Below are 26,014 nucleotides of genomic sequence, written 5' to 3' on the forward strand. Positions count from 1 at the left end.
ATGTTAGATACGCGTGCGCGTAAAATCGTTCAACCCCTGTTTGATCAAGGGGCGACCTTATTTAAGAAAATTGGATTATCGGCGACACAGGTGACGATCATTTCCGGCATCATCGGTGGTGCGACGGGATTTTTCGTTTATAACGATATGATGGGAACGGCGATTGTCTTATTGTGGATCTCGGGCATGCTTGATGTCATCGATGGAACGATGGCACGAAAAGAAAAGACAACTCCGATTGGTACGATTCTTGACCTTGTGCTCGACCGGATCGTCGAGCTGTCAGTGCTGATTGGTCTTGCACTCCGATTTCCGGAAACGCAGGTCGTTATTCTGTTGCTCGTCGCATCATTCGTCATTGGGATGACGATGTTCCTCGCAATCGGAGCGGTCAGTGAAAATTACGGCTATAAGTCGTTTCAATATCAACCGGGACTCGTCGAGCGGACGGAAGGGTTTTTATTCCTAACAGCGATGATCCTGTTCCCAAGCGCCATCATTTGGATCGCAATTGTCTTTTTGATTGCTGAACTCTATACGGTCGGGGAGCGATTCCATCAAGCTTCGAAGGTGTTGCGATGAGTGAACAAGAGATGATCATGACTGTGGATCGAGCGGGCAACCTGCTCGGACCTCGTCCACGATCAGAAGTCCACGCAAACGGCTTGTGGCACGAAACGTTTCATTGTTTCGTTTACGATCCAAAGCGGGACGTCGTGCTGCTCCAGCAACGGTCTGAACAAAAGAAGGACTTTCCAGGAATGCTTGATATCACGGCAGCGGGTCACTTGCTTGCGAATGAGACAGTCGAGGATGGTGTCCGGGAACTCGAGGAAGAGATTGGTTTGACGTGTACGTTTGATCAATTGATACCGCTTGGCATCCAGGAAGAGGAGTTTCGGGATGCGTCACTATGGGACTGTGAGCGATGCCATGTCTTTCTTGCTCGAAGTGATCAAGCGATAGACGCATACGTCCTCCAGGAAACAGAAGTGAAGCGATTGATTGCTTTTTCGATCGAGCAGTTTGAGCGAATCGCTGACATGTCCATCGAGCGTATTCAGGACACGACAGGCGAGTGGTTCGATCGTCGTCAATTCGTTCCGCATCCTTCTTCTTACTGGAGACATGTACGACAAGGAATCGAGCAATTACGTAAATAGAAAGAATGGGAAAGCAATAACGCATGAAGACCTACGATCGAATGTGATTTCGCTCGTAGGTCTTTTTTTAATCGTACATTCGTTCGACGCAAGAGTAGCGAAATTAAGATATATTTGAGATAATTAAGTATATATACAAAAGAAGGAAAGAAGGTGCAGCCAGTGGCATTACGATTTGCACTACTCGGGCTGCTGACCCAAGGGGAAGCGACCGGTTACGATTTAAGCGCGACTTTTAAAAAACAGATGATCCACTTCTGGACCGCACACCATACTCAAATATACCGAGAGTTGTTGAAAATGGAAGAGGCAGAGCTCGTGACGAGTGTTCATATCGTCCAAGAAGACTTGCCGGACAAGAAAGTCTATTCGATTACCGATAAAGGGCGTACGGAGCTCGTTGAATGGTTACGGACACCAAATGAATTCAAACCGAAGATGAAGGATGAGAACTTGATGCGGGTGTCGCTCTTGCATCTGCTCCCACCAGAGGAAGCCGTTGCTTATTTGGAAGAGTCGAAGCGGCACCATCAATTTGCCGTCGAGATGATGCATAGTTGGCGTCACGACCACCTCGAGAACGGTGCAACACTAGGGGAGACCTTGACGAGTGAGTACGGCTTGCGTATGATGTTGAATTACTTGGATTGGTGTGACTGGGCAATCGCGGAAATCAAAAAGAACGAAGCAAACGTCTAACAATATTGGCTCGACTGTCATGTAGATGGCGGATTCGAGCCAGTTTTATTTTGTAATAGGATTTAGTAAGGAGAGAATCGATGTACTTTAATGACTATGAAGACTGGATTGAGGAAGAGGCGGAAGCATTATTTCGCTTACATGAAGAACCGCTGATACGAGAAGCAATCTCGTATTCGCAATTTACGGCGTATGTAGAAGAGGCACTCCTTGAACCATTATTGCTGAAATTACGTTGGCTCGGAGAAGCAGAAGAAGAGGAGATTCTAGAACGAGCGGATTCAATCGTTTGGGAGAATGCCTCAGGTCATTCGGAAGCTTCCCTTCGGCGAGATGTGTTACGACGGGTCGTCAAGCGAGATTTTACTGCGCATATCCTCGCGTACCTCACACCAATTCTTGAAGCGAGACAAGCCACTTATGAGGCGGAATTGAAGCAGCTTCAATTGGCGCATGCTGAACAAATAGATGAGGTCAAACAACACGAGCAACAGATTGAACTCGGACCGCCACCTAAAAAAGTCAAAAAATGGTGGTACCTCAAAGAAAAAGAAGTAGCACGTTCCTATACGGAGGAAGAACGATCTGCATTGCAAGCCCAACAGCAACAACTCGAGGACGAGTTAAAGCGACTCGAACAAAAAACACGTGAGACAGAAGCTGACCTCGAACGATTGGATTCAATTCACCGTCTATAACGTATGAAAAAATGGAGCATGCGACATGATGTCGCGTGCTCCATTTTGTATGAATACTATCTATTACGCTTGTGTCGCCAGTTTTGCGAGGACTAGTTTTGCGACTGCTTCACTTGAAGCCGGGTTTTGTCCTGTGACGACGTTGCCGTCGATGACTGCGAATTCCTTACCAGCATCCGATGTGAGGAAAGTAGCGCCTTCACCACGAAGTGTCGTCTCAAGCAAGAATGGTACTTTATCTTCGAGACCTGTCGATTTTTCTTCTTCGTCTGTGAAGCCGTTGATTTGACGACCTGATACGAAAGGTTTGCCATCAATCATGACGTGTGCAAAGGCCGCTGGACCGTGACAGACAGATGCGACGACGCCATCTTTTTTGATGACAGCTTCAATGGCACCTGCCACTTGTGGGTTATTCGGGAAGTCGACGACCGCACCGTGACCACCTGGGAAGTAAACAGCATCAAATGATGCTGGATCGACTTCTGAGAGTGCTTTCGTGTCGTGCAACGCACGGCGTGCATCTTGGAATTTCGGCAAGATTTCTTTGACGATCGATGCTTTATCGATCGGGACGTCGCCACCTTTGATCGAAGTGACCGTCACGTCATGTCCTGCATCCTTAAACAGGTTGTATGGTGCTGCGAACTCTTCGAACCATAATCCTGTTTTGTGACCATTCATGTCATCTGCACTTGTTGATACGATTAAAATACGAGCCATAATAAAACTCCTCCTCTGTATGAACGTTACAAAGAAGGAGTTTCCCGGAGATATGAAGAGTTAAACCTCACCAGTGTTCCGTATAGTGATGAACCGGCAGTGTAGCAAGTGCCTGATCGATTTGAGCTTGCGAGATCGGCTCTTTCATCGCTTGGACGTTTGCCTGAAGCTGTGACACGCTTGACGCGCCAGGAAGGACGATATCGACCTGTTGATCGATGGCTTGCAACGCAAGCGCCGGAAGCGGGAAATCTTGAAGTTTTTGTAGACTCGCCTCAAGCGTTTCCTTATCGAATTGTTCGAACCGATCAACCGACTGCAGGCGTGAAGCACTCTCATGTGTCAAGAGTCCTTTTGCCAGTGGACCACGGGCAACGACTTGGATGTTTTTCTCTTTTAAGCGTGGCAACAACTCTTCGATGCGGCGATCGAGCAACGAATAAGGCGTCATCAAGTAAGAGAAATTACTATGCTCGAGCCAATATTCGATGACATTCGGGCGCAGTGACGACAGACCATATTCCTTGATCTTCCCCTCTGCTTTTAAATCTTCCATTGCGCGGATCGACGCATCGATGTCATCATCGATCGTGCCGCCGTGGACGTAATACAGGTCGAGATAAGGTGTTTCAAGACGATTCAAACTTTCAAGACAAGCTTGCTTCAGATAGTCATAACTCGGATCCCATGTCCAACCGGTTCCGGTCGCGTTCATCCGATTCCCACCTTTTGAGGCGAGGAACAATCGACTGCGATCCTCTTGTGAGAAGGTTTGACCGATGATGGATTCGACCGCTCCGTTCGCATAGACGTCCGCTGTATCGAAGTGCGTGATTCCGGCATCAAGTGCCGTCCGCAGGATTGCTGTTGCTTCCTCCTGACCACGCTTTAAGATCGTCATCGTACCTAATCCTAATGACATGTTCAATTCCCTCTTTTCTTAGATGAACTATAAGTTTGGAACTTCTGCTTTCTAGTGTATCATATCTGATGAAAAAGACGATTTCGAAGTCTTGCGGCAATACGTCGGAAACGGCATACTAATCATGACAGAGAACGTAAACTAAGATAGAAGAGGGGAACACATCCGATGGAAGAAAAAACGATTGAACGTGAAGTGATCTATGAAGGAAAAGTCTTTGATGTCGAGAAACATGTCGTCACGTTACCGAACGGCAATACCTCGGTCCGTGAATTGGTCTATCATAATGGTGCCGTCGCAATCATTGCTTTTGATGAACAAGGTGATTTGATCGTCGTGGAACAGTACCGGAAGGCGTTCGAGAGTCTATCGATCGAGATTCCAGCAGGAAAACTCGAGAAGGGTGAAGATCCACTCGATTGTGCCGGACGCGAATTAAAGGAAGAAACAGGATACGTCGCGAAAGAGTTACGACATGTCTTTGATTTCTACGGTGCGCCTGGTTTCTGCAGTGAGCGTGTACATATCTATGAAGCGATTGGTCTGACTGCCGGTGATCGTCAACTAGATGAGGATGAGTTCCTTGAGAATAAGACATTGAAGCTCGAAGAAGCACTCGAACTCGTTGCAAACGGAACGATCGTCGACGCGAAAACGATCATGGCGATCCAGCATTGGCAAATTCGTACTTTAAAATGATTCTCATTTAAATGATTTTCAGTTGATAATCATTTTAATTTGAAAAAAGACTGATTATCAGCTATGATAATAGCATCAGTTCGAACAAAGGGGGCGTTATGATGGAAAGTCGTGTAGAACGCATCAAAAAACAGCTAAGCGGTAAAGGATATAAGCTGACTCCCCAACGTGAAGCGACTGTGCGTGTCCTGCTCGAACACGAGTCGGATCACCTCAGTGCCGAAAATGTCTTTCTCCTTGTAAAAGAAAAGAACTCCGACATCGGACTTGCGACGGTTTACCGGACGCTCGAATTATTGACGGAGCTTGAAGTCGTCGATAAAGTCAACTTCGGAGATGGCGTATCCCGGTTTGATTTACGACAAGAAGGTGCGAGTCATTCGCATCACCATCTCGTCTGTATCGAATGCGGATCCGTCGAAGAGATTTTAGACGACATGCTAGAAGAAGTAGAGAAAGAAATCGTGTCCCGATTCCACTTTAAAATCAAGGATCACCGCCTGACATTCCATGGCGTCTGCCGTGTCTGCCAAGAGCGTCATGCTCGGGAAGCGTTGGAACAATCGCAAACACAAACAGTCTGACCGTCCGACGAAATTTCGGATGGTTTTTCTTTTTCAATTTTATAGGTCAGACCTCTTCACAACGGTTTACACCTTTGATATGATGGGAAAGTAAGCGATTTCGTAAACGAAGAGGATGAGTTCAGTGCGTGAACAACTGGAAGCATTTATCAATTATTTAGTGATTGAACGGCAAATGTCCGCGAATACGGCAGCTGCGTATCGAAATGATTTAAATCAATACTTACAGACGCTTGAAACAGCGGAAGTTTCCTCGTTCGAACAGGTTCACCGACATCATATCGTCGACCATATTGAACGATTGCTTGAAGCACGAAAGTCACGATCGACGGTTCGCCGGGCGACGAGCTCGATCCGTTCGTTCCATCAATATTTGGTCGAAGAGAGACTTGCAACACATGATCCGTCTCGTCATCTTGATTTACCGAAACCGGAGAAAAAGTTGCCCGTCGTCTGGAGTCAAACGGACGTCGAACGCTTGCTTGATTCGGTCGTCGGTGTCGATCCGCTTACACGACGAGATGCAGCAATGCTTGAGCTTCTCTATGGAACAGGCATGCGCGTCAGCGAACTGCTCCAACTGAAATTGAACGATTTGCAACTCGAACTCGGGTATCTGTCGTGTCTTGGGAAAGGGAACAAATCCCGGATCATCCCGATGAGTACGACATCGATTGAGAGCGTCAGGACATATCTTGACCTCGCGCGCAACAGTCTCGGTGGTCAACAGACGGACGACGTCTTCTTAAACAGTCGCGGTGATCGTTTATCACGGCAAGGGTTTTGGAAGATGATCAAGCGACGGGCAAAGGAAGCGGGTATCGAAAAAGAGATCACGCCGCACGTCCTGCGTCATTCGTTCGCGACCCATCTACTTGAAAATGGTGCCGATTTACGCGTCGTACAAGAGATGCTAGGACACGCTGATTTGTCGACGACACAAATGTATACACACGTTAACAAAGCACGACTTCACGACGTGTATAAGAAACATCATCCACGGGCATGATGGTTCTATCTTTTAAAGGTCTGACTTCAGACAAATGATGCGTTTTGTCTAGTCCCTTTCCGGGAAAAATCGTAACGGGAATCGCACAACTACAGCTCGTATATAGGAGGAACAGCAAATGGCTCAATCATTTAAACGTGTATTTTTGATCGTCATGGACTCCGTAGGAATCGGAGAAGCACCGGACGCTGAACAGTTCGGAGATCTTGGTTCGCATACGCTCGGTCACATCGCGCGTGAACGCAACGGACTCAACATGCCGAACATGGCAAAACTCGGTCTCTCGCATATCGAACCGATCGAAGGTATCTCAGCTGAAGAAGCACCGCTTGCGGCATACGGAAAAATGCAGGAAGTATCTGCAGGGAAAGATACGATGACAGGGCATTGGGAGATCATGGGACTCCGGATCGATACACCATTCCGTGTCTTCGAAAAATTCCCGGATGATTTGATTCATCGCCTAGAAGAGTTCTCAGGTCGGAAGATCATTGGGAACAAACCGGCTTCTGGTACGGAAATTCTCGACGAACTCGGACAAGAACATGTCGAGACAGGCGCCTTGATCGTCTATACGTCGGCAGACTCTGTCCTTCAAATCGCAGCACACGAAGAAGTCGTGCCATTAGAAGAATTGTACCGGATTTGTGAATACGCACGTGATATCACACGGGATGACCCGTACATGCTCGGTCGTATCATCGCACGTCCATTCCTTGGTGAAGCAGGAGCGTGGGTCCGGACAGCGAACCGTCACGACTATGCACTTAAACCATTCGACCGGACGGTCATGAACGAACTCGAGACGGCAGGACTCGATGTCATTTCGCTCGGTAAGATTGCTGATATCTACGATGGAGAAGGCGTCACGGATGCAATCCGGACGAAGTCGAACATGGACGGCATGGATCAGCTCGTGAAACAACTCGATCGTGATTTCAACGGACTTTGCTTCTTAAACCTTGTCGATTTCGATGCGTTGTTCGGACATCGTCGTGATCCGCAAGGCTACGGACAAGCACTCGAAGAGTTCGATGCGCGTCTTCCGGAAGTGTTTGCTCGCTTAAACGAAGACGATCTCTTGATCATCACGGCTGACCACGGAAACGATCCGGTTCATGCTGGGACTGACCATACACGGGAATACGTACCATTGCTTGCCTACCATAAAAATGGTGTTGCAAAACCGCTCGGTATCCGTGAAACGTTCGCTGATCTTGGAGCGACGGTCGCAGAAAACTTCGCCGTCAAGATGCCGGTACATGGAACAAGCTTTTTAACAGAACTATAATTCGAGGGAGCGATTCAGATGACAGTCAACTGGAATGAAACACGTTCGTTTTTAGAAAGCAAGATGCAGGCAAAACCGGAGATCGGATTGATTCTCGGTTCAGGACTGGGTGTCCTCGCGGATGAGATCGAAAACCCGATCGCGATTCCATATCATGAAATCCCGAACTTCCCAGTATCAACGGTCGAAGGACACGCGGGACAACTCGTCTTCGGTACTCTTGAAGGGAAACAAGTCGTTGCGATGCAAGGGCGATTCCACTTCTACGAAGGATATTCGATGGACATGGTCACGTTCCCAGTCCGTGTCATGAAAGCGATCGGTGTCGAGACATTGATCGTCACGAACGCAGCGGGTGCTTGTAACGAAGCGTTCGAACCAGGTGATTTGATGTTGATCACAGATCACATCAACTTCTTCGGTACGAACCCATTGATCGGGAAGAACGTCGATGAGATGGGACCACGTTTCCCGGATATGTCGAAGCCGTATGATGCGGAATTACTTCGTCTTGCACAGGAAACAGCGGACGAGCTCGGAATTCGTGTCCGTCAAGGTGTCTACTTCGGAAACACTGGTCCAACGTATGAGACGCCAGCAGAAGTCAAGATGGCACGGATGCTCGGTGGCGACGTCGTCGGTATGTCGACGGTCCCTGAAGTCATCGTTGCCCGTCATTCCGATATGCGAGTCCTTGGGATTTCATGTGTCTCGAACATGGCAGCAGGTATTCTCGACCAACCGTTACATCATGATGAAGTCATCGAAACGACAGAACGTGTCCGGGCACACTTCCTATCACTCGTTCGCGGTTCGATCAAAAAAATGTAACGACTGTTTATAAAACTCACAACCACTCCTGAGGAGGAACTAGATTATGCGTATGGTAGATTTGATTGCAACAAAACGAGATGGTGGCGAACTCGCAACAGCTGATATTCAAGCAATGGTAGAAGGATTCACGAATGGTGAGATTCCAGATTACCAAATGTCAGCGATGTCGATGGCGATTTTCTATCAAGGAATGTCAGATCGTGAAATCGCTGATTTGACGATGGCGATGGTCAACTCGGGCGACGTGATCGACCTTTCACGTATCCACGGGAAAAAAGTCGATAAACACTCGACAGGCGGTGTTGGTGACAAGATCAGTCTGATCGTCGCACCACTCGTTGCGTCAATCGGTATTCCGGTTGCGAAGATGAGCGGTCGTGGACTCGGTCATACAGGTGGAACCATCGACAAACTCGAAGCGTTCCCTGGTTTTGACGTCGAGCTTTCTGAAGAAGCGTTCGTCTCACAAGTCAACGACATCAAGATGGCAATCATCGGTCAAACGGGTAACCTGACGCCTGCAGACAAAAAACTCTACGCCCTTCGTGACGTTACGGCGACGGTCAACTCGATCCCATTGATCGCAAGTTCGATCATGTCGAAGAAGATCGCAGCAGGAGCAGACAGCATCGTACTCGACGTCAAGACAGGTTCTGGTGCCTTCATGAAATCGTTTGAAGATGCAAAAGCACTCGCGACAGAGATGGTTTCGATCGGTAAGAGTGTCAACCGTAAGACGGTTGCTGTCATTACGGACATGGATCAGCCGCTCGGCTTTGAAATCGGAAACGCAAACGAAGTCAAGGAAGCGATCGAAGTCCTTCAAGGGAAAGATGTTCGTGACTTGAAAGTCATCGCCTTGACGATTGCATCACACATGGCAGTCCTCGGTGATTTCTACCCGACGTTTGACGAAGCATATGCGGATCTCGAAACACGTCTCGGTAACGGAGCAGCACTTGACGTCTTTAAAAAGTTCATCGCAGCTCAAGGTGGCGACGCGTCTCTCGTTGACGACATGACAAAAGCACTTGAAACGAAATACGAAAAAACATTCGTCGCTTCAAAAGCAGGTTATGTCTCTGAAATCATCGCTGACGAAGTCGGTGTTGCAGCAATGATCCTCGGTGCAGGACGCGCGACGAAAACAGATGAGATTGATCACGCAGCAAGCGTCACGTTGCACAAGAAAGTCGGCGACCGTGTCGAAGTCGGCGATGTCATCGCAACACTTCGTTCAAACAAAGAAACACTCGATCAAGCAATCGAAAAAATGGATCACGCGTACCATATCAGTGAAACGAAACCGGCAGAACGCCCGCTCGTTCACGCTGTTATCCAGTAAGCAATCCAATCAGCAATACTTAAGTAGTGGACTTCGTCCGCTACTTTTTTTATGGTAAAATTGTAAGTGTAAAAATATGGGAGGGGAGTATATGAAACGTTGGATAATCGGGATTGCCAGTCTAATTGGAGTCATCGGAGGTAGTGCCTTATTGATGACTTTCGCTTTTACACAGGACATGAACTCGGATGGAACGAAAGAGACTGAAGTACAGCGGAAAGCAAAAACTTACTTAGAACAGCATCTTCCGGAAGCGAAGGTGACCGGTAGTCTTTACGACAACATGGGCAATTTTCCATTTGAATATGCCGCACGCGCGATAGACGAAAAAACGAATACTGAGTTTTTCGTCTATCAACAAGAGGAGTCGGGGAGGTTCGTTGACTCGTATCATGCGTCACTTTGGGAAGATCGGTTAGAGCGACGGATCCCGTCGCCGACTCTCGAACAACTGAACAATCAATTGAGCGTGACCGTACTTTATGACAACGATAAAATACAGCATCTAGGTGACGCGCGTTTTTATTCAAAGGCTTATTTACGGAAGGAAGTCGCTCCGACGCTCTTAGTGGACGTTCCACGCAAGCGACACGAACAAGATAAAGCGCAGGTCACAGCGTGGGCAAAGTCGTTGCGCGAACAAAAGATTCTTCAACATATGACAGTCAAGGTCGATTATGTCTCGGAAAAAGGAGAATTGCTTGAGAACGGAGATTCGCTCTTCGTGAAGCTGTAAAATGGAGGGGAAAAATGAAAGTACGCGGTCCCCTTTCGATTTGTTATACTGGAAATACTTGTAATGAAAAGGGGGAACTCTCATGAAACCACCACGCTTACAAAAAGGGGATAAGATTGCCATCGTCTCGCCGGCGTCTGCTGTCGCAGCATACGTACCGCGTCGTCTCGCCCGCGGTATCGCAACACTTGAAAAAATGGGCTTTGAGGTCGTCTTGATGCCGAACGCAACAGCTGTCCATAGTCATACGGCAGGAACGATCGGGGAACGGCTACAAGATTTACATATGGCGTTCGCTGATCCGTCGATCAAGGCGATCATCTCGTCGATCGGTGGGTTTAACTCGCACCAGCTACTCGACGAACTCGATTATGAATTAATCCGGAACAATCCGAAGATCTTCGTAGGTTACAGCGATATCACGGCACTGTTTGCTGGGATCTATCAGCAGACAGGATTGACGACGTTCGTCGGACCCGCACTGCTGACGCAGTTCGGTCAATTCGATGGTCTTGATCCGTATACAGAAGAATCGTTCAAACGTACGTTCATGCAGACGGAGCCGATTGGTCGGATCGAAGCGTCTGAGGAGTGGACAGATGAGGTTTTACGCTGGGATGTCGCGGACGACCGAAGACGAGAACATCAAGTGAACGCAGGGTACACGATCGTTAAGACCGGTGCCGCAGAAGGTCCGATTCTGACGGGGAACACGGGAACACTTTTACTGCTTGCCGGAACACCTTACTTGCCATCGTTTGACGGTGTCGTCTTGATGCTTGAGGATGACGAGAGTGAGACACCAGAAACGATCGACCGGTATTTCACGCAATTGCGACACATGGGTGCGTATGACAAGATTGCGGCACTCGTCGTCGGACGCTTCCCGCGCAAAGTCGATTTTGATCCGGACTTCCCGCTCAAAGACATCATTCTGCGCGCGACGCGAGGCTATGATTTCCCGATCATTCTCGATGCGGACTTCGGGCATACGGATCCCGTCACGACACTTGCGAATGGAATTCGGATTCGTGTCGAAGCAACAGATTCGGTGACACTCGATATTTTAGAGGCAGCCGTCGAGTAAAAAGGTCTGCACGACGTCCTGAAATTTGGTACACTGTACCATGGAATCACGATCTTGAATCGTGACGAATCTCTTGCTGAAAAGCACGAAAGGTTGGTCAAACATGCAAAAAACTGGTCATATCTTATTAGAAGATGGAAATAAAATCGAATTCGAATTGTTCAACGATGAAGCACCGATCACGACTGAAAACTTCGAAAACCTTGCAAACTCGAACTTTTACGATGGATTGAACTTCCACCGTGTCATCCCAGGCTTCGTCTCACAAGGCGGATGCCCAATCGGAAACGGTACAGGCGGTTCAGGAAAAACGATTCCTTGTGAAACGTCAACATCATACCCACACAAACACAAAGCGGGTTCACTTTCGATGGCACACGCTGGTCGTAACACAGGATCGAGCCAGTTCTTCATCGTACACGAGCCACAACCGCACCTCGACGGCGTACACACGGTCTTCGGACAAGTGACTTCAGGTCTCGAACATGCACAAAAAATGAAGCAAGGCGCTGGCATCAAAGAAATCCGCGTCGAAGCGTAAGTTCTTGCTCCTCTTCGAACGTTCGAAGAGGAGTTTTTCTTTTTTTAGAACCGGGTACAATCAGTAAGGGAACTCAACTCGAAAAGGAGTGTTTGTCATGCGTTTAGAAGGAAAACGAATCATCCAAGTCGTCAGCAATGACTTCGAGGATTTAGAATTATGGTATCCAGTCCATCGCTTACGTGAAGAAGGCGCAATCGTCGACATCGTCGGTGAGAAAGCGGATGAAACATATATCGGGAAGTACGGTGTCCCAATCAAATCGAATAAGACGTTCGATGAGATCAATCCAGCAGAATACGATGCGATTCTTGTTCCAGGTGGTTGGTCGCCCGATCTATTACGCCGCTTTGACTCTGTTCTGAACATGGTGCGTCATTTTGACCAGAACAAACAACCGATCGGTCAAATCTGCCACGCTGGTTGGGTGCTGATCTCTGCCGGCATCTTAAAAGGTGTCAACGTCACGAGTACGCCAGGAATCAAGGATGACATGACGAATGCGGGTGCGATTTGGCATGATGAAGCCGTCGTCGTCGACGGACATATCGTCTCGAGTCGTCGTCCGCCCGATCTACCGGACTACATGCGTACCTTCATCCAAGTGATGGAAGAACAAGCGTGATTCAGATGCAGGGGACGTCACGTGACGGTCTCCTGCATTTTCATGGATTATGAAAAAAATGCAGTAATTCTGTGTGAGAAGGTGTAGAATGAATGAGTCTCAGTCGTTCATGCTCCTGAGAGTTGTTGAAATTAGGAAGGTGTAGAATCACATGCTAGTAAAATATAAGAAGTTGAATGAACGGACCGCGATGGGGCTGATTGCCTTTTCGTGCGAAGTGAAGGATCCGAAGTATTTGCTTGAAACGGTTCAAGCCTATGAACAGGAAGAAGACCAACGCTTGTATTTGTACAAACAAGATGAGGATTTCGTCGGTGTCATCGGGTTTCAATTAATGGATGGCCATGCTGAATTGAAACATATCGCATTATCACCGTCTTTCCGTGGAGAACGGATGTCGTATCTCCTACTCGATGAAGCAGCCAAGCTTCTTCGAACGGATATTACGGGTGCGACCGAAGAGACGCAACGCCTCGTCGACAAATGGAAAAATCAATAAAAAGACCGGTCCATGGCTCAGATGGACCGGTCTCTTCGGTTTTGTAGCGCTTCTTGTCGTGCCGTGACGACATCCGTACGATCGCGTAAACGGTGTTTATGTGTCACATAGTCGAGATCAGGTGCTGTCGCTTCAAGTGCGACGGCTCGGATGACGTCCGAGAAGACAGGTAACGGGATGTGTCGATAGACCTTATCCGTAAAATGGTCGCGATGATCGAGCAAATATGAGACGTCGATCCCGGACGCAATCAGTGATGCCCGGTGACGTTCGATTTTATCGAATGCTTTCGCATATGTCCGCTGTGCCCCAGTCGTATTTCCGCGGCGGTGATGATAGCGGGCGACGGCCAGTTGGATCAGACCGACAAGCGCCTCGTCCTGGCGTTGTCCTTCTTGCCAGACTTCTTCTAAGATTTCATGGCACTCGAAGTAATCGTGCCGGATGTTGAATTCAAATACGAATCGCTCGATCGGATTCATGGAATCACCTCTTCCTTTGAATATAACATAGTCGAACCCATCTGTTGTATGGTATACTAAGGCGCAAAAAACGTTGATGGGCAGGGAGAATCATGGAATCATACAGTGTAAAGATGGATGCGTTTGAAGGCCCGCTGGACTTGCTGTTACACTTGGTTGGTAAATTAGAAATCGATATTTATGATATATCCGTTTCCATGGTGACGGATCAATATGTGTCCTATATCCGTGCGATGCAGCATCTTGAACTAGATGTTGCTAGTGAATATCTTGTCATGGCAGCGACGCTGTTGCAACTGAAAAGCAAACAACTCTTGCCGATCGAACAGACGGATTACGATGAGATTCCCGATTTCGAGGAAGAACCGACGCGAGAAGGTCTGATTCAACAGTTGATCGAGTATAAAGCATACAAGGAAGCAGCACTCGTCCTGAAAGAAAAGGAAGAGGCACGCCTTGAGCTGTTCTCGAAACAACCAGAGGATTTGATGCGTTATCTCGATACGGATGCACAAGAGTATAACGGTACGTTATCACTGAGTGATTTATTACGTGCTTACGAAAAAATGCGCCAACGGGAAGCCTGGAAGGTACGCCGTTCGAAGACGGTCAAACGGGAAGAACGTTCACTCGAGCAACAGATGGAGTCCGTTGCCCGGTACGTCGCGACCCGTGAGCGGACGACATTCTTCGGCTTTTTTGCGGAGCAACCGACGGTCGAAGAACTAGTCGTCAGCTTCCTCGCTGTTCTAGAACTCGTGAAGCAACGGGTCATTGATTGTGAACAGATGACCGATGATATCCTATTGCGGAGCATGGTGAAGGAGGAGAGTCAGATTGGCGTATGAACAAATCATTGAGAGCCTGTTATTCGTCGTCGGAGACGATGGGATCGATCCACGTGGTCTCAGTCAAGCACTAGAGATCAGTGAAGCGGCAGCGCGTGAACAGTTGCTGGCTCTTCAAACGACATTCGAAGCAGAGCAGCGTGTGTTGCAAATCGTGGAGTCGGGTGGTGTCTTTAAGATGGTGACACGAAAAGAGATGTCGCCATATATTCAGGCATATGCCGGTTCGCTCGCAGAAGATTCCTTGTCTCGAGCAGCGATGGAGACACTCGTCATCATCGCATACAAGCAACCCGTCACACGTGCTGACATCGAAGTCGTTCGTGGTGTGAAGACGGAGCGTGTCATCCATACGTTAAGTGCAAAAGGTTTGATTGAAGAGGCGGGACGCGCCAAAGGCGTCGGTCGCGCAAAATTGTATAAAACGACGGATCATTTCCTGGACCATTTTGGTCTGAACAGTATTGAAGAGTTGCCGCCACTCGAGTTCGAAGAAACGTTCGAATCGGATGGAGATCTCTTCTTCCGGAATGATCCTTCATTAGAGGAGAGAGTGAATTAATGGAACGGTTACAAAAAATCATCGCACAAGCAGGTGTCGCTTCGCGGCGTAAAGCAGAGGAATTGATCACAGCAGGTCGCGTCAAGGTCAACGGAAAAGTCATCACGGAGCTTGGAACGAAAGTCGGAGCACGTGCGGAAGTCGAAGTAGACGGTGTGAAGCTCGAACGGGAAGAACACGTCTACTACATGCTCTATAAACCAACAGGTGTCGTCTCGACGGTTGAGGACGATAAAGGACGTAAGACGGTCGTCGATCTCGTACCACCCGGACACCGTGTCTTCCCAGTCGGTCGACTCGACTACAATACGAGCGGTCTTCTTTTAATGACGAATGACGGTGAATTCTCGAACCTCTTGCTTCACCCGAAATATAAGGTACCGAAGCGCTACATCGTCAAAATCAAAGGTGTACCAGAATACTTCCACGTCAAAGGTCTTGAAAAAGGTGTCGTCTTACCGGATGGTTTCAAGACAGGTAAAGCCCGTGTCGAGATGCGCGATATCGATAAGAAGAAAAATACAGCGATTCTTGAAATGGTCATCTACGAGGGACATAACCGTCAAGTCCGTCAAATGGTCGAGACACTCGGTTCGGAAGTCTTGAAGTTGAAACGTGAACAGTTCGGTTTCTTGACACTGGCCGGTCTTACTTCTGGCGAGTGGCGTGAACTTTCAAAAAAAGAAGTCAATCAATTGCGTGAGCTAGCGGATCCAGCCGCTCCACCTACGAAAAGACGTAAGAACACAAAAAAACGTTAATTTGTAAAGCGAGAAGCTCATCCTCCGGGTTGAGTTTTCTTTTTTTGTGACAAAACGATTAACGAATTTCACATTTTGTCAACGGTAAAGCGATTTCAAGTACAATATGGGTGGAGGCGGTAAAATATGAAAAAAACGAAACAAAATCCGGAAGAACGCTTAGCAGCGGCCCAGCAAAAAAAGAAGAAACGCTCCTTCTGGCGTCTGATGATCATGACGATTGTCTTGTTCGCCGGAGCAGTCGTCATCATGCAATTCGTCGATCAAGCGACACGTGATAAAAACGGTCGTGTCATGGCAGGCGATGATGCCCCTGGTTTCGCACTCGTCGATCTATATGGTGAGAAACAGCACTCGATGGACGAATACAAAGGAAAAGGACTTTTACTCAATTTCTGGGGAACATTCTGTGAACCATGTAAGAAAGAGATGCCATTGATCAATGACAACTATCAGATGATGCAAGACCAAGGCGTCAATTTCGTAGCGGTCAATGTCGGTGAAACACCAGTTCGTGTCTCAAGCTTCATCAAGGATATTGGCGGAACGGACTATCCGATTCTCATGGATACGAACAGTTCGGTCGAGAAGGCTTACGGGATCTACAACTTACCTGTGACGTTCATCATCAATAAAAAAGGTGAAGTCGTCGAGAAGTATGAAGGTGAGATTGATCAAGCGAAGCTCGAAGAGATGGTGAAGAAGGCGAACGAGTAACGCATCGAAGGGGGATTTAAGGATGCAGGAGCAAGAAGATTTCAAACAACTGGACATGCGTTACGAGGAAGCGGAGCTTCGATCGAAACGTAAGAATCCATCTTGGATCGACCGGGCATGGACGTTCTTCTCGTCCGTCAAGGTCGGGTTATGGTTGATTGCCTTGATCATCATCGCGAGCGGGGTCGGAACGATCTTCCCGCAAGAGATGTACATTCCACAGGCAACACCACCAGAAGAGTTTTACCAAAAGGAATACGGCACGGCAGGTGACATCTACTATACGTTAGGATTCCATAACCTATTTGAATCATGGTGGTATATCGGATTGATCACGCTTTTATTACTCTCGATCATCATCGTGTCGATTGACCGATTCTTCCCGCTCTACCGAGCACTGAAGAAACAACCGGTCATCCAGTCGGACCGTTTCATGAACGGTCAGCGATTTGGCGCGGAAGCGACTGGCGATGTCAAAAAAATCGATGCGATCGCACCGTTGCTTGAGAAAAAAGGCTATAAAGTCCGTCGACAAGACGGGGCACTCTTAGCGGAAAAGCAACGTTTCGGACGATGGGGTCCATACATCAATCATATCGGACTCGTCTTATTCTTCGGTGGTGCGATGCTTCGAGTCGTACCAGGGATGCACGAAGATGAATTGCTTTGGCTCCGCGAAGGAGAGACGTTGCCGATCGAGGCGACGGACAATCAGTACTACTTGAAAAATGAAGCGTTCAACATCGAGTTCTATGATCCTGAGAAGGTCGATGAGAAGTTCAAGAAATCACTTGAAGCAGCAGGCGGAAACGTACCGAAGAACTATGATACGAAGATGACGCTGTACAAGAAAGTCGGCGAAACATCCGATTTCAAACCGAAGCTTGAAGAAATCAAATCAGGTGAGACGGCAGTCAACCGCCCATTCGAATTCGATGATTATCAAGTCTTCCAGGAACAATACGCGGCAGATCCGGAATTCAAGACGATGTCGTTTAATATCGTCAACCAGAAGACGGACAAAGTCGTCGATACGATCAAAGTCGACTTGCGTGATCCGAAAGAAACATATGCTTTAAAAGATGGATATGAAGTCGAACTGAAGGACTTCCTTCCGGACTTCGTCGTTAAAGATGGTCAGCCAACGACGAACTCGGGACGTCCAGTCAATCCAGCCTTCGTCTTTAGTATCAAGTCACCGGAACATCCGAAAGGTGAACGGAGTTTGATTGGGATCAAATTGAACGTCGGTGGAGATGAGAACCAGTACAAAATGGCATTCGCGGGTACGGAACTCTCGAACATCTCGGGTGTCCGGATTAAAAAAGATCTGACGCTACCGTTCCTGTTTGCAGGTGGTATCATCTTCATGGCAGGTCTATTGATCGGAATGTACTGGCCACACCGTCGTCTCTGGCTCAAAGAGAAGAACGGTCGGATCCAGATTGCTGGATTTACGAACAAAAATGCATTGGGGCTTCAAAAAGAAGCTAATCTCGCGTTGACGGAAGTCGGTCTACCAGAACTTGAGGATCGACAAAAGTTGCGGGAAGAGGGGGAAGCTAAATGAATTTGCTTCAGTTGAGCAGTAACCTGCTCCTTACATCATTCATCGTCTACCTCGTCAGTACAGGATTCTTCGCTGTAGCGACGAGTGGTAAAAAAGGACCGACGCGTTCTGGTAAAATCGCCTTTACGCTCGCGATCATCGGTTTCCTCGCGCAGCTCGGTTATTTCTTCACGCGCTGGGCTGGAGCTGGGCACGTTCCAGTTTCGAACTTATATGAATACACGACATTCTTCGGCATGATGATGGTACTTGGTTTCTTGATCGTTTATGCCATCTACAAAAACAACGTCCTTGGCTTGATTGCGATGCCAGTTGCATTGCTCGTCATCGCCTATGCGTCGATGTTCCCGGATGAAGTCCAACCGTTGATCCCAGCACTACAAAGTGTTTGGCTCAAAATCCACGTCACGACGGCAGCGCTCGGCGAAGGGATTCTGGCCGTCAGCTTCGCGACGGGATTACTGTATCTGATTCACGCGACGGATTTCAGTAAGGAATCGAAAACACGGACGTGGCTCGAAGTCGTCATGTTCTCACTCGCATGTGTTGTCGGTTACATCTTAGTTGGGCTGTTGTTCAAAGCAACAGGTTCTGCATCGACGATCGAATACGTTGCGAAAAACGGTGCAACGATGACACATGACTACGCGATGCCAGTCTTGACCGGTCCTGAAGGCGGAAAAGTCTTATCGGGTTCAGGTGCCGTCATCGAATTACCGAACTTCTTGAACGCGAACAAAGTCAATACGGTCTTATGGTCGATCATTGGTGGCGTCGTCTTATACGTCTTGCTTCGCTTCGTCATTCTTCGCAAGCGTCTTGCTGAGAGCTTGAAGCCGATTGCACGTAAGATTGATCTTGAGACAGCAGATGAGATCAGCTATCGTTCTGTTGCGATTGGTCTTCCAATCTTCATCCTGGGCGGTCTGATCTTCGCGATGATCTGGGCGCAAATGGCTTGGAGCCGTTACTGGGGCTGGGACCCGAAAGAGGTATGGGCACTCATTACGATGCTCTTCTACGTCTTTTATCTCCATATGCGCATCCAGCGTGGTTGGATTGGTAAAAAATCAGCTTGGTTATGTGTCGGCGGATTTGCCGTCATCATGTTCAACCTTGTCTTCGTTAACCTTGTCGTAGCAGGATTACACTCATACGCGTAAGAAAAAGCAAGCAGCGGACCCGGAAACGGTCCGCTGCTTTTTCGTATGCGTCTGACCGAAGTGTGCCTTTTCGGAGAAATCAGCCGGAGCAAGCCATTCTTTTCGTTTCATAGTATACTAAAAGAGTAGTAGGATAGAGGAGTAGAGTTTAGTTCATAGGAGGAGACAGCATGTCAGAAGAAGCACGTATTTTAGTCGTCGACGATGAAGAACGGATTCGTCGCCTGTTGAAGATGTATCTGGAGCGGGAAAATTTCACGATCGAGGAAGCAGACAATGGAGAGACGGCGCTTGAAATGGCGCTTGAGACAGAATACGATGTCATTCTCCTCGACTTGATGATGCCGAAGATGGACGGGATGCAAGTCTGTGAAGAACTGCGGAAAACGAAAGCGACGCCAATCGTCATGTTGACGGCAAAAGGCGAAGAGACGAACCGCGTCCATGGGTTTGAGATGGGGGCAGATGATTATATCGTCAAACCATTCAGTCCACGTGAAGTCGTCTTGCGTGTCAAAGCGATTCTTCGTCGGGCAAGTGCGACGAAATTCCTCCACACGGATGCGAAAACAAAAGATGTCATCGTCTTCCCACACTTGACGATCGACAATGATGCGCACCGCGTGACGGTCGAGTCGCAAGAAGTCAATTTAACACCAAAAGAATACGAACTCCTTTATTTCTTAGCAAAACAAACGGATAAGGTATTCTCGCGAGAACAATTACTCAAGGAAGTCTGGAACTATGAATTTTTCGGAGATCTGCGGACAGTCGATACACACGTCAAACGTCTGCGTGAAAAGCTGAATCGTTTGTCTCCGAACGCCGCTCAAATGATCACGACGGTCTGGGGTGTCGGATACAAGTTCGAGAATAGTCCGACCTGACGATGAAATGGTTGCAAAGCGTTGTCATCAAACTATGGGGAACGATTCTGTTACTCGTTTCGGTCGTCTTGATCGCCTTGACGATCTTGTTACTTGAATTTTTCAACTCGTTCCATATCGAACAGGAACGGGGGCACTTGGCAAAGCTCGGTCAACAAGTCGAGACCGTCTTTCAGGCGCACTCCGGCATCGAGGAAGGGTCGAGTACTGCTGTTGAAATCACGGATATCTACGGGGCGACACTGATCGCAAAGACGCAGGATGATTCCGTCGAAGCGAATATCTCACAAGCGAAGGCGAACCGGATCATCAAGGAACTCGAACGTCAGAACTGGAAAGCAATTGATGGTGAAGAAGGCGAGACAGCGATAGGCAACTATGAGACCTTTGATGGAAAAGCAGCACTCGCGTATCGGGCACCGCTCATTACGGATAGTGGCAACGGAACGATCTACTTGATCGAGCAATTGACGAACATCGAACAGGCGAATGAGGGTGCACGTCAAATCATTCAACTCTGTGTCCTGTTAGCGATCATCGGAACGACCGTCTTTGCCTTCTTCCTCTCGACACGAATCACGGCGCCACTGCGAACGATTCGCCAAGCTGTCGTTGAGGCCGGTGAAGGAAAGTTTGATCAGAGCCTGACGCAACGTTCACGGGATGAGATCGGTGACTTAGCGCTTGCGTTCAATGAAATGAGTAGTCAACTCAATCAATACGTCACGGATCTCGACAAGGAGCGGCATTTACTCTCCTCGATTCTGCGCTGTATGGCAGACGGTGTGTTGACGTTCTCAAAATCAGGTGAGCTCCTCGCGACGAATCCACCGGCTGAAGCCTTTTTGGCGGGTTCTCCCGTACCGGATGAACTAATTGAGTTATTCCAGACGGTCATGCGTGAAGAGACGGAGATGACGGTCTCCTTTGAACGAGAGGGACGCTTCTACATCATCATCGTCAGTCCGTTACTCGAACAAGAAGAACAGATCGGAGCGGTCGCCGTCTTGCGTGATATGACGGAAGCTCAGCAACTCGAGAAGATGCGCGCTGATTTCGTCGCAAACGTCAGTCATGAATTGCGGACACCACTCGTCATGCTGCAAGGGTACTCGGAAGCAATTGTCGATGGGATGACCGAGAGTGATGAGGCAACGAAGGAATTCGCTTCGATCATTTACGACGAGTCCCAGCGACTGTCGAGACTCGTTAACGATCTTCTTGATCTTGCACGAATGGAAGCGGGATATCAGGAGTTACGGATTGAATCCGTCGAAGCAATCCCTTTTGCAAAGCGGGTGATCAAGAAGTTCAAACAGATGGGACGCGATAAACAAGTTACCTTCTCGGTTTCTGGTCCGAACATCGCGTTTGAAGCAGACCCTGATCAGATGGAGCAAGTCTTGACGAACCTGCTTGGGAACGCCCTGCGTTATACGGAGAACGGTGAAATCAAGATTAAGATTGACGAAGATAGGGAAAACATTACATTATCCGTCATTGATTCGGGTGACGGAATTCCAGAAGAAGATCTACCGTTCGTCTTTGACCGTTTTTATAAAGCGGATAAAGCGCGGACACGTGGCAAGACGGGGACAGGAATCGGTCTTGCGATCGTGGCGAATGTCGTCCGAGCTCATGGTGGTGAAGTCGAAGTCGACAGCCGCTTGGGAGAGGGAGCGACCTTCCGGATCCGATTACCGAAAAAACAAGGGAAGCGAACATTATGAGTCGCTTCCTTTCGCTATAGGAGTGAATGAAACATGAAAATTTACACGAAGTCTGGTGACGAAGGAGAAACATCTCTCGTTGGTGGAAGAGTCAAAAAAAATGATCGGTTGATCAGCTTGATGGGAGAACTCGACGAATTGAACAGTTTCGTCGGACTTGCCCGGACGAAAGCATCGTCAATCGAGGTGCGTGAGCAACTGACAGTGATCCAGCACGCGTTATTCGATTGTGGTAGTGACTTGATGTATGTCGAACCGCGTCCGTCACGTTTGAGTCAAGAAGCGACGATTGATTTAGAAAGTTGGATCGACACGTTAACGGAGTTATCGCCGCCGCTCGATAAGTTCATCTTGCCTGGCGGAACGGAAGCAGCTGCAACGTTACACGTGGCACGGACGGTCTGTCGTCGCGTTGAACGTTCGATGATCGATGTCCCTCAAGCGGCTCATTTGTTACCGTTCATCAACCGACTCAGTGACTTCTTCTTTACAGCAGCCCGTTACGAGAATGCCGTCAAACAAAAAGCAGATATTGAATATGTCCGCAGTGCGCATGTATTCAAACGAAAGGATGGAGAGCAATGAGTCAGTCATTTAGCACATGGAAAAAGGAAGGAACGAGCTACCATCTCGTTCCGACCGATAAATTCAAGACGACGACGATTCTCGTCACATTTTCAGCACCGTTAGAAGCGAAGACGCTGACAAGCCGTGCAATCCTACCGTACATCATGGAAAAATCGACAGCCGCTTATCCGTCGATGAAAGCGTTACGTGAGCCGCTTGAAACACTATATGATGCGGGACTTTATGCGGACGCGTCGAAGTTCGGAGAAGAGCATGTCATCTCATTCCAACTCGATGTCGTCCGGGGAGAACTCGTCCATCATCCATCGTTGTTAAAAGAAGCACTCGAATTGCTCGAGCAAATGGTGCTGTATCCAGATTTGACGGAAGGTGGCTTCCGTGAACAGTTCGTCAAACAAGAAAAACGATTGCATGCCTTACGGATCAGTTCACTATATGACGATAAAATGCGCTACGCACAGCAACGTCTTCTCGAATTGATGGCACCAGGTGAAGCCGTCGCGTTGCCATCCCTTGGAACACTCGAAGAACTCGAACAGATCACCCCGTCATCCTTGCGTGATACATACCGTTCGATGATTGAAGACGACCGGATTGATGTCTTCGTCGTCGGACATGTAACGAAGGAGGAGATGGAAGACGCTCTATCATTCTTGCCATCGCATTCTGAAAAAATCAGTCATTACATTCCGGCCCAAAAAGCAGTCAATGGCGTGAAACGGTCGAGTGAAACGCAACCGATCAAGCAAGGTAAATTGCATCTTGGTTACCGGGTAGCGGTCGATCCGACATCTGCTGACTCGATTCGGATGCAAATCGTCAATGGTCTGTTCGGTGGCTTCCCGCATTCAAAACTGTTCATGAATGTTCGTGAAAAAGAGAGTCTCGCGTATTATGCGGCTTCACGATACGCGGCATTGAACAGTGCACTCTATGTTTATGCAGGGGTCGACACGAAAGAAGCGGAACGTGCTGAGAAAATCATCTTGGAACAACTCGTTGATTTGAAAGCAGGACAGTTCACGGATGAAGAATTGACACAGACGAAGGCGATGTTGATCAATGCGCGCCGCCAAATCCTTGATCAGCCAGGTCAATTGATTGGTTGGTTGAATGGTTCGAAGATGCGTGGACTGACACTGGAGGATGAGATTCATATCATTGAAACGGCGACACGTGAAGACGTCGTTCGATTAGCAGCGGCAATCGATCTTGATGCCGTATATCTATTGCGAGGTGAAGCATGATGGAACAACTGACTTATCACGATACAGACGAAACGGTATACCACGAGCAACTCGATAACGGCTTATCCGTCTATTTGTTGCAAAAAAAAGGATACGAAAAGACGTATGCGACGTTTACGACACGTTATGGTTCGATTGATCAACGATTCAAAAAAGGGGAGGAATGGATCACGGTACCGGACGGCATCGCCCATTTCCTCGAGCATAAGATGTTCGAATCCGAAAAAGGGGACGTCTTCCAAGAGTTTGGTCGTCTCGGTGCCTCTGCGAATGCCTTTACCTCGTTCTCGCGGACAGCGTACTTGTTCTCAGCGACGTCGCTGATCGAACAAAACCTTGAGACATTGATCGATTTCGTACAAGATCCCTACTTCACGCCGGAGAGTGTTGAAAAAGAGAAGGGGATCATCACGCAAGAAATCCAGATGTACCAAGATAATCCGGGATGGCGTCTGTTCTTCGGTCTGATCGAATCGATGTATGCATCGCATCCAGTCCGGATCGATATCGCGGGAACTCCGGAATCAATCAATCAAATCACAGCCGATGATTTGTACACGTGCTACCGTACGTTCTATCATCCATCGAACATGGTGTTGTTCGTCGTCGGAAACATCGATCCAGAAGAGACACTGGCATTGATCAAGGCGAACCAGGCGAAGAAGGACTATACGGATCGCCCGGCAATCGAACGAGATTACGGTCAAGAGCCGCATGGCGTACATCGTCCACGTTTTGAACTCGAGCTCGACGTTAAGACACCTAAGGTATTGATCGGTTACAAGGACCAATCGCTCCGCGGCGAGGCACAAGTCCGCCGTGAGTTAACGAGTGAACTGCTGTTACACCTCTTGTTCGATCAGACATCATCGACGTATTTGGAACTGTATGAAGACGGTCTGATTGACGATACGTTCAGCTTTGATTACTCGAGTGAGGAAGAGTTCGCCTTTGCGACGTTTGGCATGGAGACAGAGGATCCAGACAAGTTCATCCAAGCGTATGAGACACTCCTGCAAACGCGTCCTGACTTCACGGAAGATGAAGTCACGCGCAAGCGGAACATGATGCAAGGGAAATTCCTCCGTGCCTTGAATTCACCGGAATTCATTGCGAATCAGTTCTCGCGTCACGCACTTGCCGGTACGAACCTGTTCATGCTTCCAACGTTGATTGCTTCGATTACGAAAGAAGAGATTGAAGCCCGTTTCGACGAGTTGTTCGCCATTGAAAACCGGGCGATCTCAATCGTCAAACCGTACGCGTGATGCGAATCCTCATCACCGGTGCGAGTGGCGCCATTGGTCTTGCGGCAGCAAAACAACTTGCTGCCGCCGGTCATGAATTGGTGCTTCAGACGTATCGACAGCAAGCGGTTTTAGAACGGATGATAGAGGAGTGGCAAGGCGAGCACCACATCCTGACTGCGAACTTAGCAGACGAGAAGGACTTGCAGGCATTTTGTGCGGCATTACCTGTCGTCGATGCCTTCGTCCATTGTGCCGGAACGAGTTATAGCGGTCTGTTGCTCGATCAATCAGCAACATCAATGCACGAACTCTGGAAAATTCATGTCGAGGCGTTGATGCGCATCAGCCAAACCGTGACACGAACGAAACCGTTTACGTCGAAGCTTGCGATCGTCGTCATCAGTAGTGTGTTAGGAGAACAAGGTGTCGCGGGTGAGGTCGTCTATTCGACATGCAAGGCGGCACAGCTTGGATTCGTCAAGGCATACAGTAAGGAACTTGGACCGATGCATGGACGCATCAATGCGATTACGCCGGGGTGGATCGATACGCCGATGAACGCGATTTTTTCTGAGGATGAAAAGGCAGAAGCGATTGCTGAAATTCCTGCCGGACGATTCGGGAAAGCAGAGGAAGTGGCTACTGCGATCCGTTACTTAGTGCAACCCGAATCGAGTTATGTATCGGGAGCCATCCTTAAAATAGATGGCGCGTGGATGTAAGCATTGGAATTTCAGTTCAGGAATGCTTTTCA

The 26,014-nt window shown here is 48.4% G+C and carries 30 protein-coding genes; 27 read left to right on the plus strand and 3 right to left on the minus strand.

Going from position 1 to position 26,014, the window contains the following annotated elements; genetic code table 11:
• The 4 genes from KNQ12_RS09355 to KNQ12_RS09370 all read left to right on the plus strand — a co-directional run bounded on the left by KNQ12_RS09355 (position 1) and on the right by KNQ12_RS09370 (position 2,560).
• The gene (locus KNQ12_RS09355) at positions 1-582 is read left to right on the plus strand and encodes a CDP-alcohol phosphatidyltransferase family protein (RefSeq protein WP_023467668.1); all 582 of its coding nucleotides are present in this window, start codon (positions 1-3) and stop codon (positions 580-582) included.
• Positions 579-1,163: an NUDIX hydrolase gene (locus tag KNQ12_RS09360; protein WP_023467669.1), complete on the plus strand. Its 585-nt coding sequence runs from the start codon at positions 579-581 to the stop codon at positions 1,161-1,163. The genes KNQ12_RS09355 and KNQ12_RS09360 overlap by 4 nt, the downstream gene beginning before the upstream one ends.
• A gap of 162 nt (positions 1,164-1,325) precedes the next feature.
• Positions 1,326-1,862, plus strand: a complete 537-nt coding sequence (locus KNQ12_RS09365) for a PadR family transcriptional regulator (protein ID WP_023467670.1) — start codon at positions 1,326-1,328, stop codon at positions 1,860-1,862.
• 80 nt (positions 1,863-1,942) lie between these two features.
• Complete coding sequence (locus tag KNQ12_RS09370; RefSeq protein WP_058265153.1) at positions 1,943-2,560, plus strand: hypothetical protein; 618 nt, start codon at positions 1,943-1,945, stop codon at positions 2,558-2,560.
• A 63-nt stretch (positions 2,561-2,623) separates the two neighbouring features.
• On the opposite strand, the gene KNQ12_RS09375 is transcribed toward KNQ12_RS09370, so the two are convergent.
• Both KNQ12_RS09375 and KNQ12_RS09380 read right to left on the minus strand, forming a co-directional pair.
• Entirely contained in the window at positions 2,624-3,283 is a 660-nt protein-coding gene (locus KNQ12_RS09375; RefSeq protein ID WP_023467672.1) for a type 1 glutamine amidotransferase domain-containing protein, read from the minus strand.
• A gap of 67 nt (positions 3,284-3,350) precedes the next feature.
• Entirely contained in the window at positions 3,351-4,205 is an 855-nt protein-coding gene (locus KNQ12_RS09380; protein WP_214747745.1) for an aldo/keto reductase, read from the minus strand.
• Between the two features lie 168 nt (positions 4,206-4,373).
• Between KNQ12_RS09380 and KNQ12_RS09385 the strand changes: the two genes are divergently transcribed.
• The 11 genes from KNQ12_RS09385 (at position 4,374) to KNQ12_RS09435 (ending at position 13,455) form a co-directional block, all read left to right on the plus strand.
• A complete protein-coding gene (locus KNQ12_RS09385) occupies positions 4,374-4,904 on the plus strand; it encodes an NUDIX domain-containing protein (RefSeq protein ID WP_023467674.1) in 531 nt (176 codons plus the stop codon).
• 101 nt (positions 4,905-5,005) lie between these two features.
• Entirely contained in the window at positions 5,006-5,488 is a 483-nt protein-coding gene (fur, locus tag KNQ12_RS09390) for a ferric iron uptake transcriptional regulator (RefSeq protein ID WP_023467675.1), read from the plus strand.
• Positions 5,489-5,612: 124 nt separating this feature from the next.
• Entirely contained in the window at positions 5,613-6,497 is an 885-nt protein-coding gene (gene xerD, locus KNQ12_RS09395; RefSeq protein ID WP_029341179.1) for a site-specific tyrosine recombinase XerD, read from the plus strand.
• 118 nt (positions 6,498-6,615) lie between these two features.
• Entirely contained in the window at positions 6,616-7,788 is a 1,173-nt protein-coding gene (gene deoB / locus KNQ12_RS09400; protein WP_214747748.1) for a phosphopentomutase, read from the plus strand.
• Between the two features lie 18 nt (positions 7,789-7,806).
• Positions 7,807-8,619: a purine-nucleoside phosphorylase gene (locus KNQ12_RS09405; protein WP_029341181.1), complete on the plus strand. Its 813-nt coding sequence runs from the start codon at positions 7,807-7,809 to the stop codon at positions 8,617-8,619.
• A gap of 46 nt (positions 8,620-8,665) precedes the next feature.
• Positions 8,666-9,967 (plus strand): pyrimidine-nucleoside phosphorylase, encoded by a 1,302-nt coding sequence (locus KNQ12_RS09410; protein WP_214747751.1) that lies wholly within the window; start codon positions 8,666-8,668, stop codon positions 9,965-9,967.
• 91 nt (positions 9,968-10,058) lie between these two features.
• A complete protein-coding gene (locus KNQ12_RS09415) occupies positions 10,059-10,703 on the plus strand; it encodes a hypothetical protein (RefSeq protein ID WP_214747754.1) in 645 nt (214 codons plus the stop codon).
• 82 nt (positions 10,704-10,785) lie between these two features.
• On the plus strand, positions 10,786-11,790 hold the full coding sequence (locus KNQ12_RS09420) for a S66 family peptidase (RefSeq protein WP_214747757.1): 1,005 nt from the start codon (positions 10,786-10,788) through the stop codon (positions 11,788-11,790).
• Positions 11,791-11,893: 103 nt separating this feature from the next.
• Complete coding sequence (locus tag KNQ12_RS09425) at positions 11,894-12,331, plus strand: peptidylprolyl isomerase (RefSeq protein WP_023467682.1); 438 nt, start codon at positions 11,894-11,896, stop codon at positions 12,329-12,331.
• A gap of 97 nt (positions 12,332-12,428) precedes the next feature.
• Positions 12,429-12,956 carry a type 1 glutamine amidotransferase domain-containing protein gene (locus KNQ12_RS09430; RefSeq protein ID WP_214747760.1) on the plus strand — a complete coding sequence of 176 codons (528 nt, stop codon included), beginning with the start codon at positions 12,429-12,431 and terminating at the stop codon, positions 12,954-12,956.
• 151 nt (positions 12,957-13,107) lie between these two features.
• Complete coding sequence (locus tag KNQ12_RS09435; RefSeq protein ID WP_023467684.1) at positions 13,108-13,455, plus strand: GNAT family N-acetyltransferase; 348 nt, start codon at positions 13,108-13,110, stop codon at positions 13,453-13,455.
• Positions 13,456-13,472: 17 nt separating this feature from the next.
• On the opposite strand, the gene KNQ12_RS09440 is transcribed toward KNQ12_RS09435, so the two are convergent.
• A complete protein-coding gene (locus KNQ12_RS09440) occupies positions 13,473-13,937 on the minus strand; it encodes a DUF309 domain-containing protein (protein WP_023467685.1) in 465 nt (154 codons plus the stop codon).
• 92 nt (positions 13,938-14,029) lie between these two features.
• Between KNQ12_RS09440 and KNQ12_RS09445 the strand changes: the two genes are divergently transcribed.
• The 12 genes from KNQ12_RS09445 to ymfI all read left to right on the plus strand — a co-directional run bounded on the left by KNQ12_RS09445 (position 14,030) and on the right by ymfI (position 25,982).
• Positions 14,030-14,785 (plus strand): segregation/condensation protein A, encoded by a 756-nt coding sequence (locus KNQ12_RS09445; protein WP_214747763.1) that lies wholly within the window; start codon positions 14,030-14,032, stop codon positions 14,783-14,785.
• Entirely contained in the window at positions 14,775-15,347 is a 573-nt protein-coding gene (gene scpB, locus KNQ12_RS09450; RefSeq protein ID WP_023467687.1) for an SMC-Scp complex subunit ScpB, read from the plus strand. Before KNQ12_RS09445 ends, scpB begins: the two co-directional genes overlap by 11 nt.
• On the plus strand, positions 15,347-16,108 hold the full coding sequence (locus KNQ12_RS09455; RefSeq protein ID WP_023467688.1) for a pseudouridine synthase: 762 nt from the start codon (positions 15,347-15,349) through the stop codon (positions 16,106-16,108). The genes scpB and KNQ12_RS09455 overlap by 1 nt, the downstream gene beginning before the upstream one ends.
• Positions 16,109-16,234: 126 nt before the next feature.
• A complete protein-coding gene (gene resA, locus KNQ12_RS09460) occupies positions 16,235-16,825 on the plus strand; it encodes a thiol-disulfide oxidoreductase ResA (RefSeq protein ID WP_023467689.1) in 591 nt (196 codons plus the stop codon).
• 22 nt (positions 16,826-16,847) lie between these two features.
• Complete coding sequence (resB, locus tag KNQ12_RS09465) at positions 16,848-18,395, plus strand: cytochrome c biogenesis protein ResB (RefSeq protein WP_081637418.1); 1,548 nt, start codon at positions 16,848-16,850, stop codon at positions 18,393-18,395.
• Positions 18,392-19,558, plus strand: coding sequence for a c-type cytochrome biogenesis protein CcsB (ccsB, locus tag KNQ12_RS09470; RefSeq protein WP_023467691.1), 1,167 nt, complete (start codon positions 18,392-18,394; stop codon positions 19,556-19,558). Before resB ends, ccsB begins: the two co-directional genes overlap by 4 nt.
• A 170-nt stretch (positions 19,559-19,728) precedes the next feature.
• Positions 19,729-20,445: a response regulator transcription factor gene (locus KNQ12_RS09475; protein ID WP_023467692.1), complete on the plus strand. Its 717-nt coding sequence runs from the start codon at positions 19,729-19,731 to the stop codon at positions 20,443-20,445.
• Between the two features lie 2 nt (positions 20,446-20,447).
• Entirely contained in the window at positions 20,448-22,175 is a 1,728-nt protein-coding gene (locus tag KNQ12_RS09480; RefSeq protein ID WP_023467693.1) for an ATP-binding protein, read from the plus strand.
• Between the two features lie 33 nt (positions 22,176-22,208).
• Positions 22,209-22,760 (plus strand): cob(I)yrinic acid a,c-diamide adenosyltransferase, encoded by a 552-nt coding sequence (locus KNQ12_RS09485; protein WP_023467694.1) that lies wholly within the window; start codon positions 22,209-22,211, stop codon positions 22,758-22,760.
• Positions 22,757-24,010, plus strand: a complete 1,254-nt coding sequence (gene yfmF / locus KNQ12_RS09490; RefSeq protein WP_023467695.1) for an EF-P 5-aminopentanol modification-associated protein YfmF — start codon at positions 22,757-22,759, stop codon at positions 24,008-24,010. Before KNQ12_RS09485 ends, yfmF begins: the two co-directional genes overlap by 4 nt.
• Entirely contained in the window at positions 24,007-25,278 is a 1,272-nt protein-coding gene (gene yfmH, locus KNQ12_RS09495) for an EF-P 5-aminopentanol modification-associated protein YfmH (RefSeq protein ID WP_251055780.1), read from the plus strand. Before yfmF ends, yfmH begins: the two co-directional genes overlap by 4 nt.
• A complete protein-coding gene (gene ymfI / locus KNQ12_RS09500) occupies positions 25,278-25,982 on the plus strand; it encodes an elongation factor P 5-aminopentanone reductase (RefSeq protein ID WP_023467697.1) in 705 nt (234 codons plus the stop codon). The genes yfmH and ymfI overlap by 1 nt, the downstream gene beginning before the upstream one ends.
• Positions 25,983-26,014: the final 32 nt, after the last annotated feature.

This window comes from Exiguobacterium sp. s11 (assembly GCF_018619015.1).
GTDB classification, from domain to species: domain Bacteria; phylum Bacillota; class Bacilli; order Exiguobacteriales; family Exiguobacteriaceae; genus Exiguobacterium_A; species Exiguobacterium_A indicum.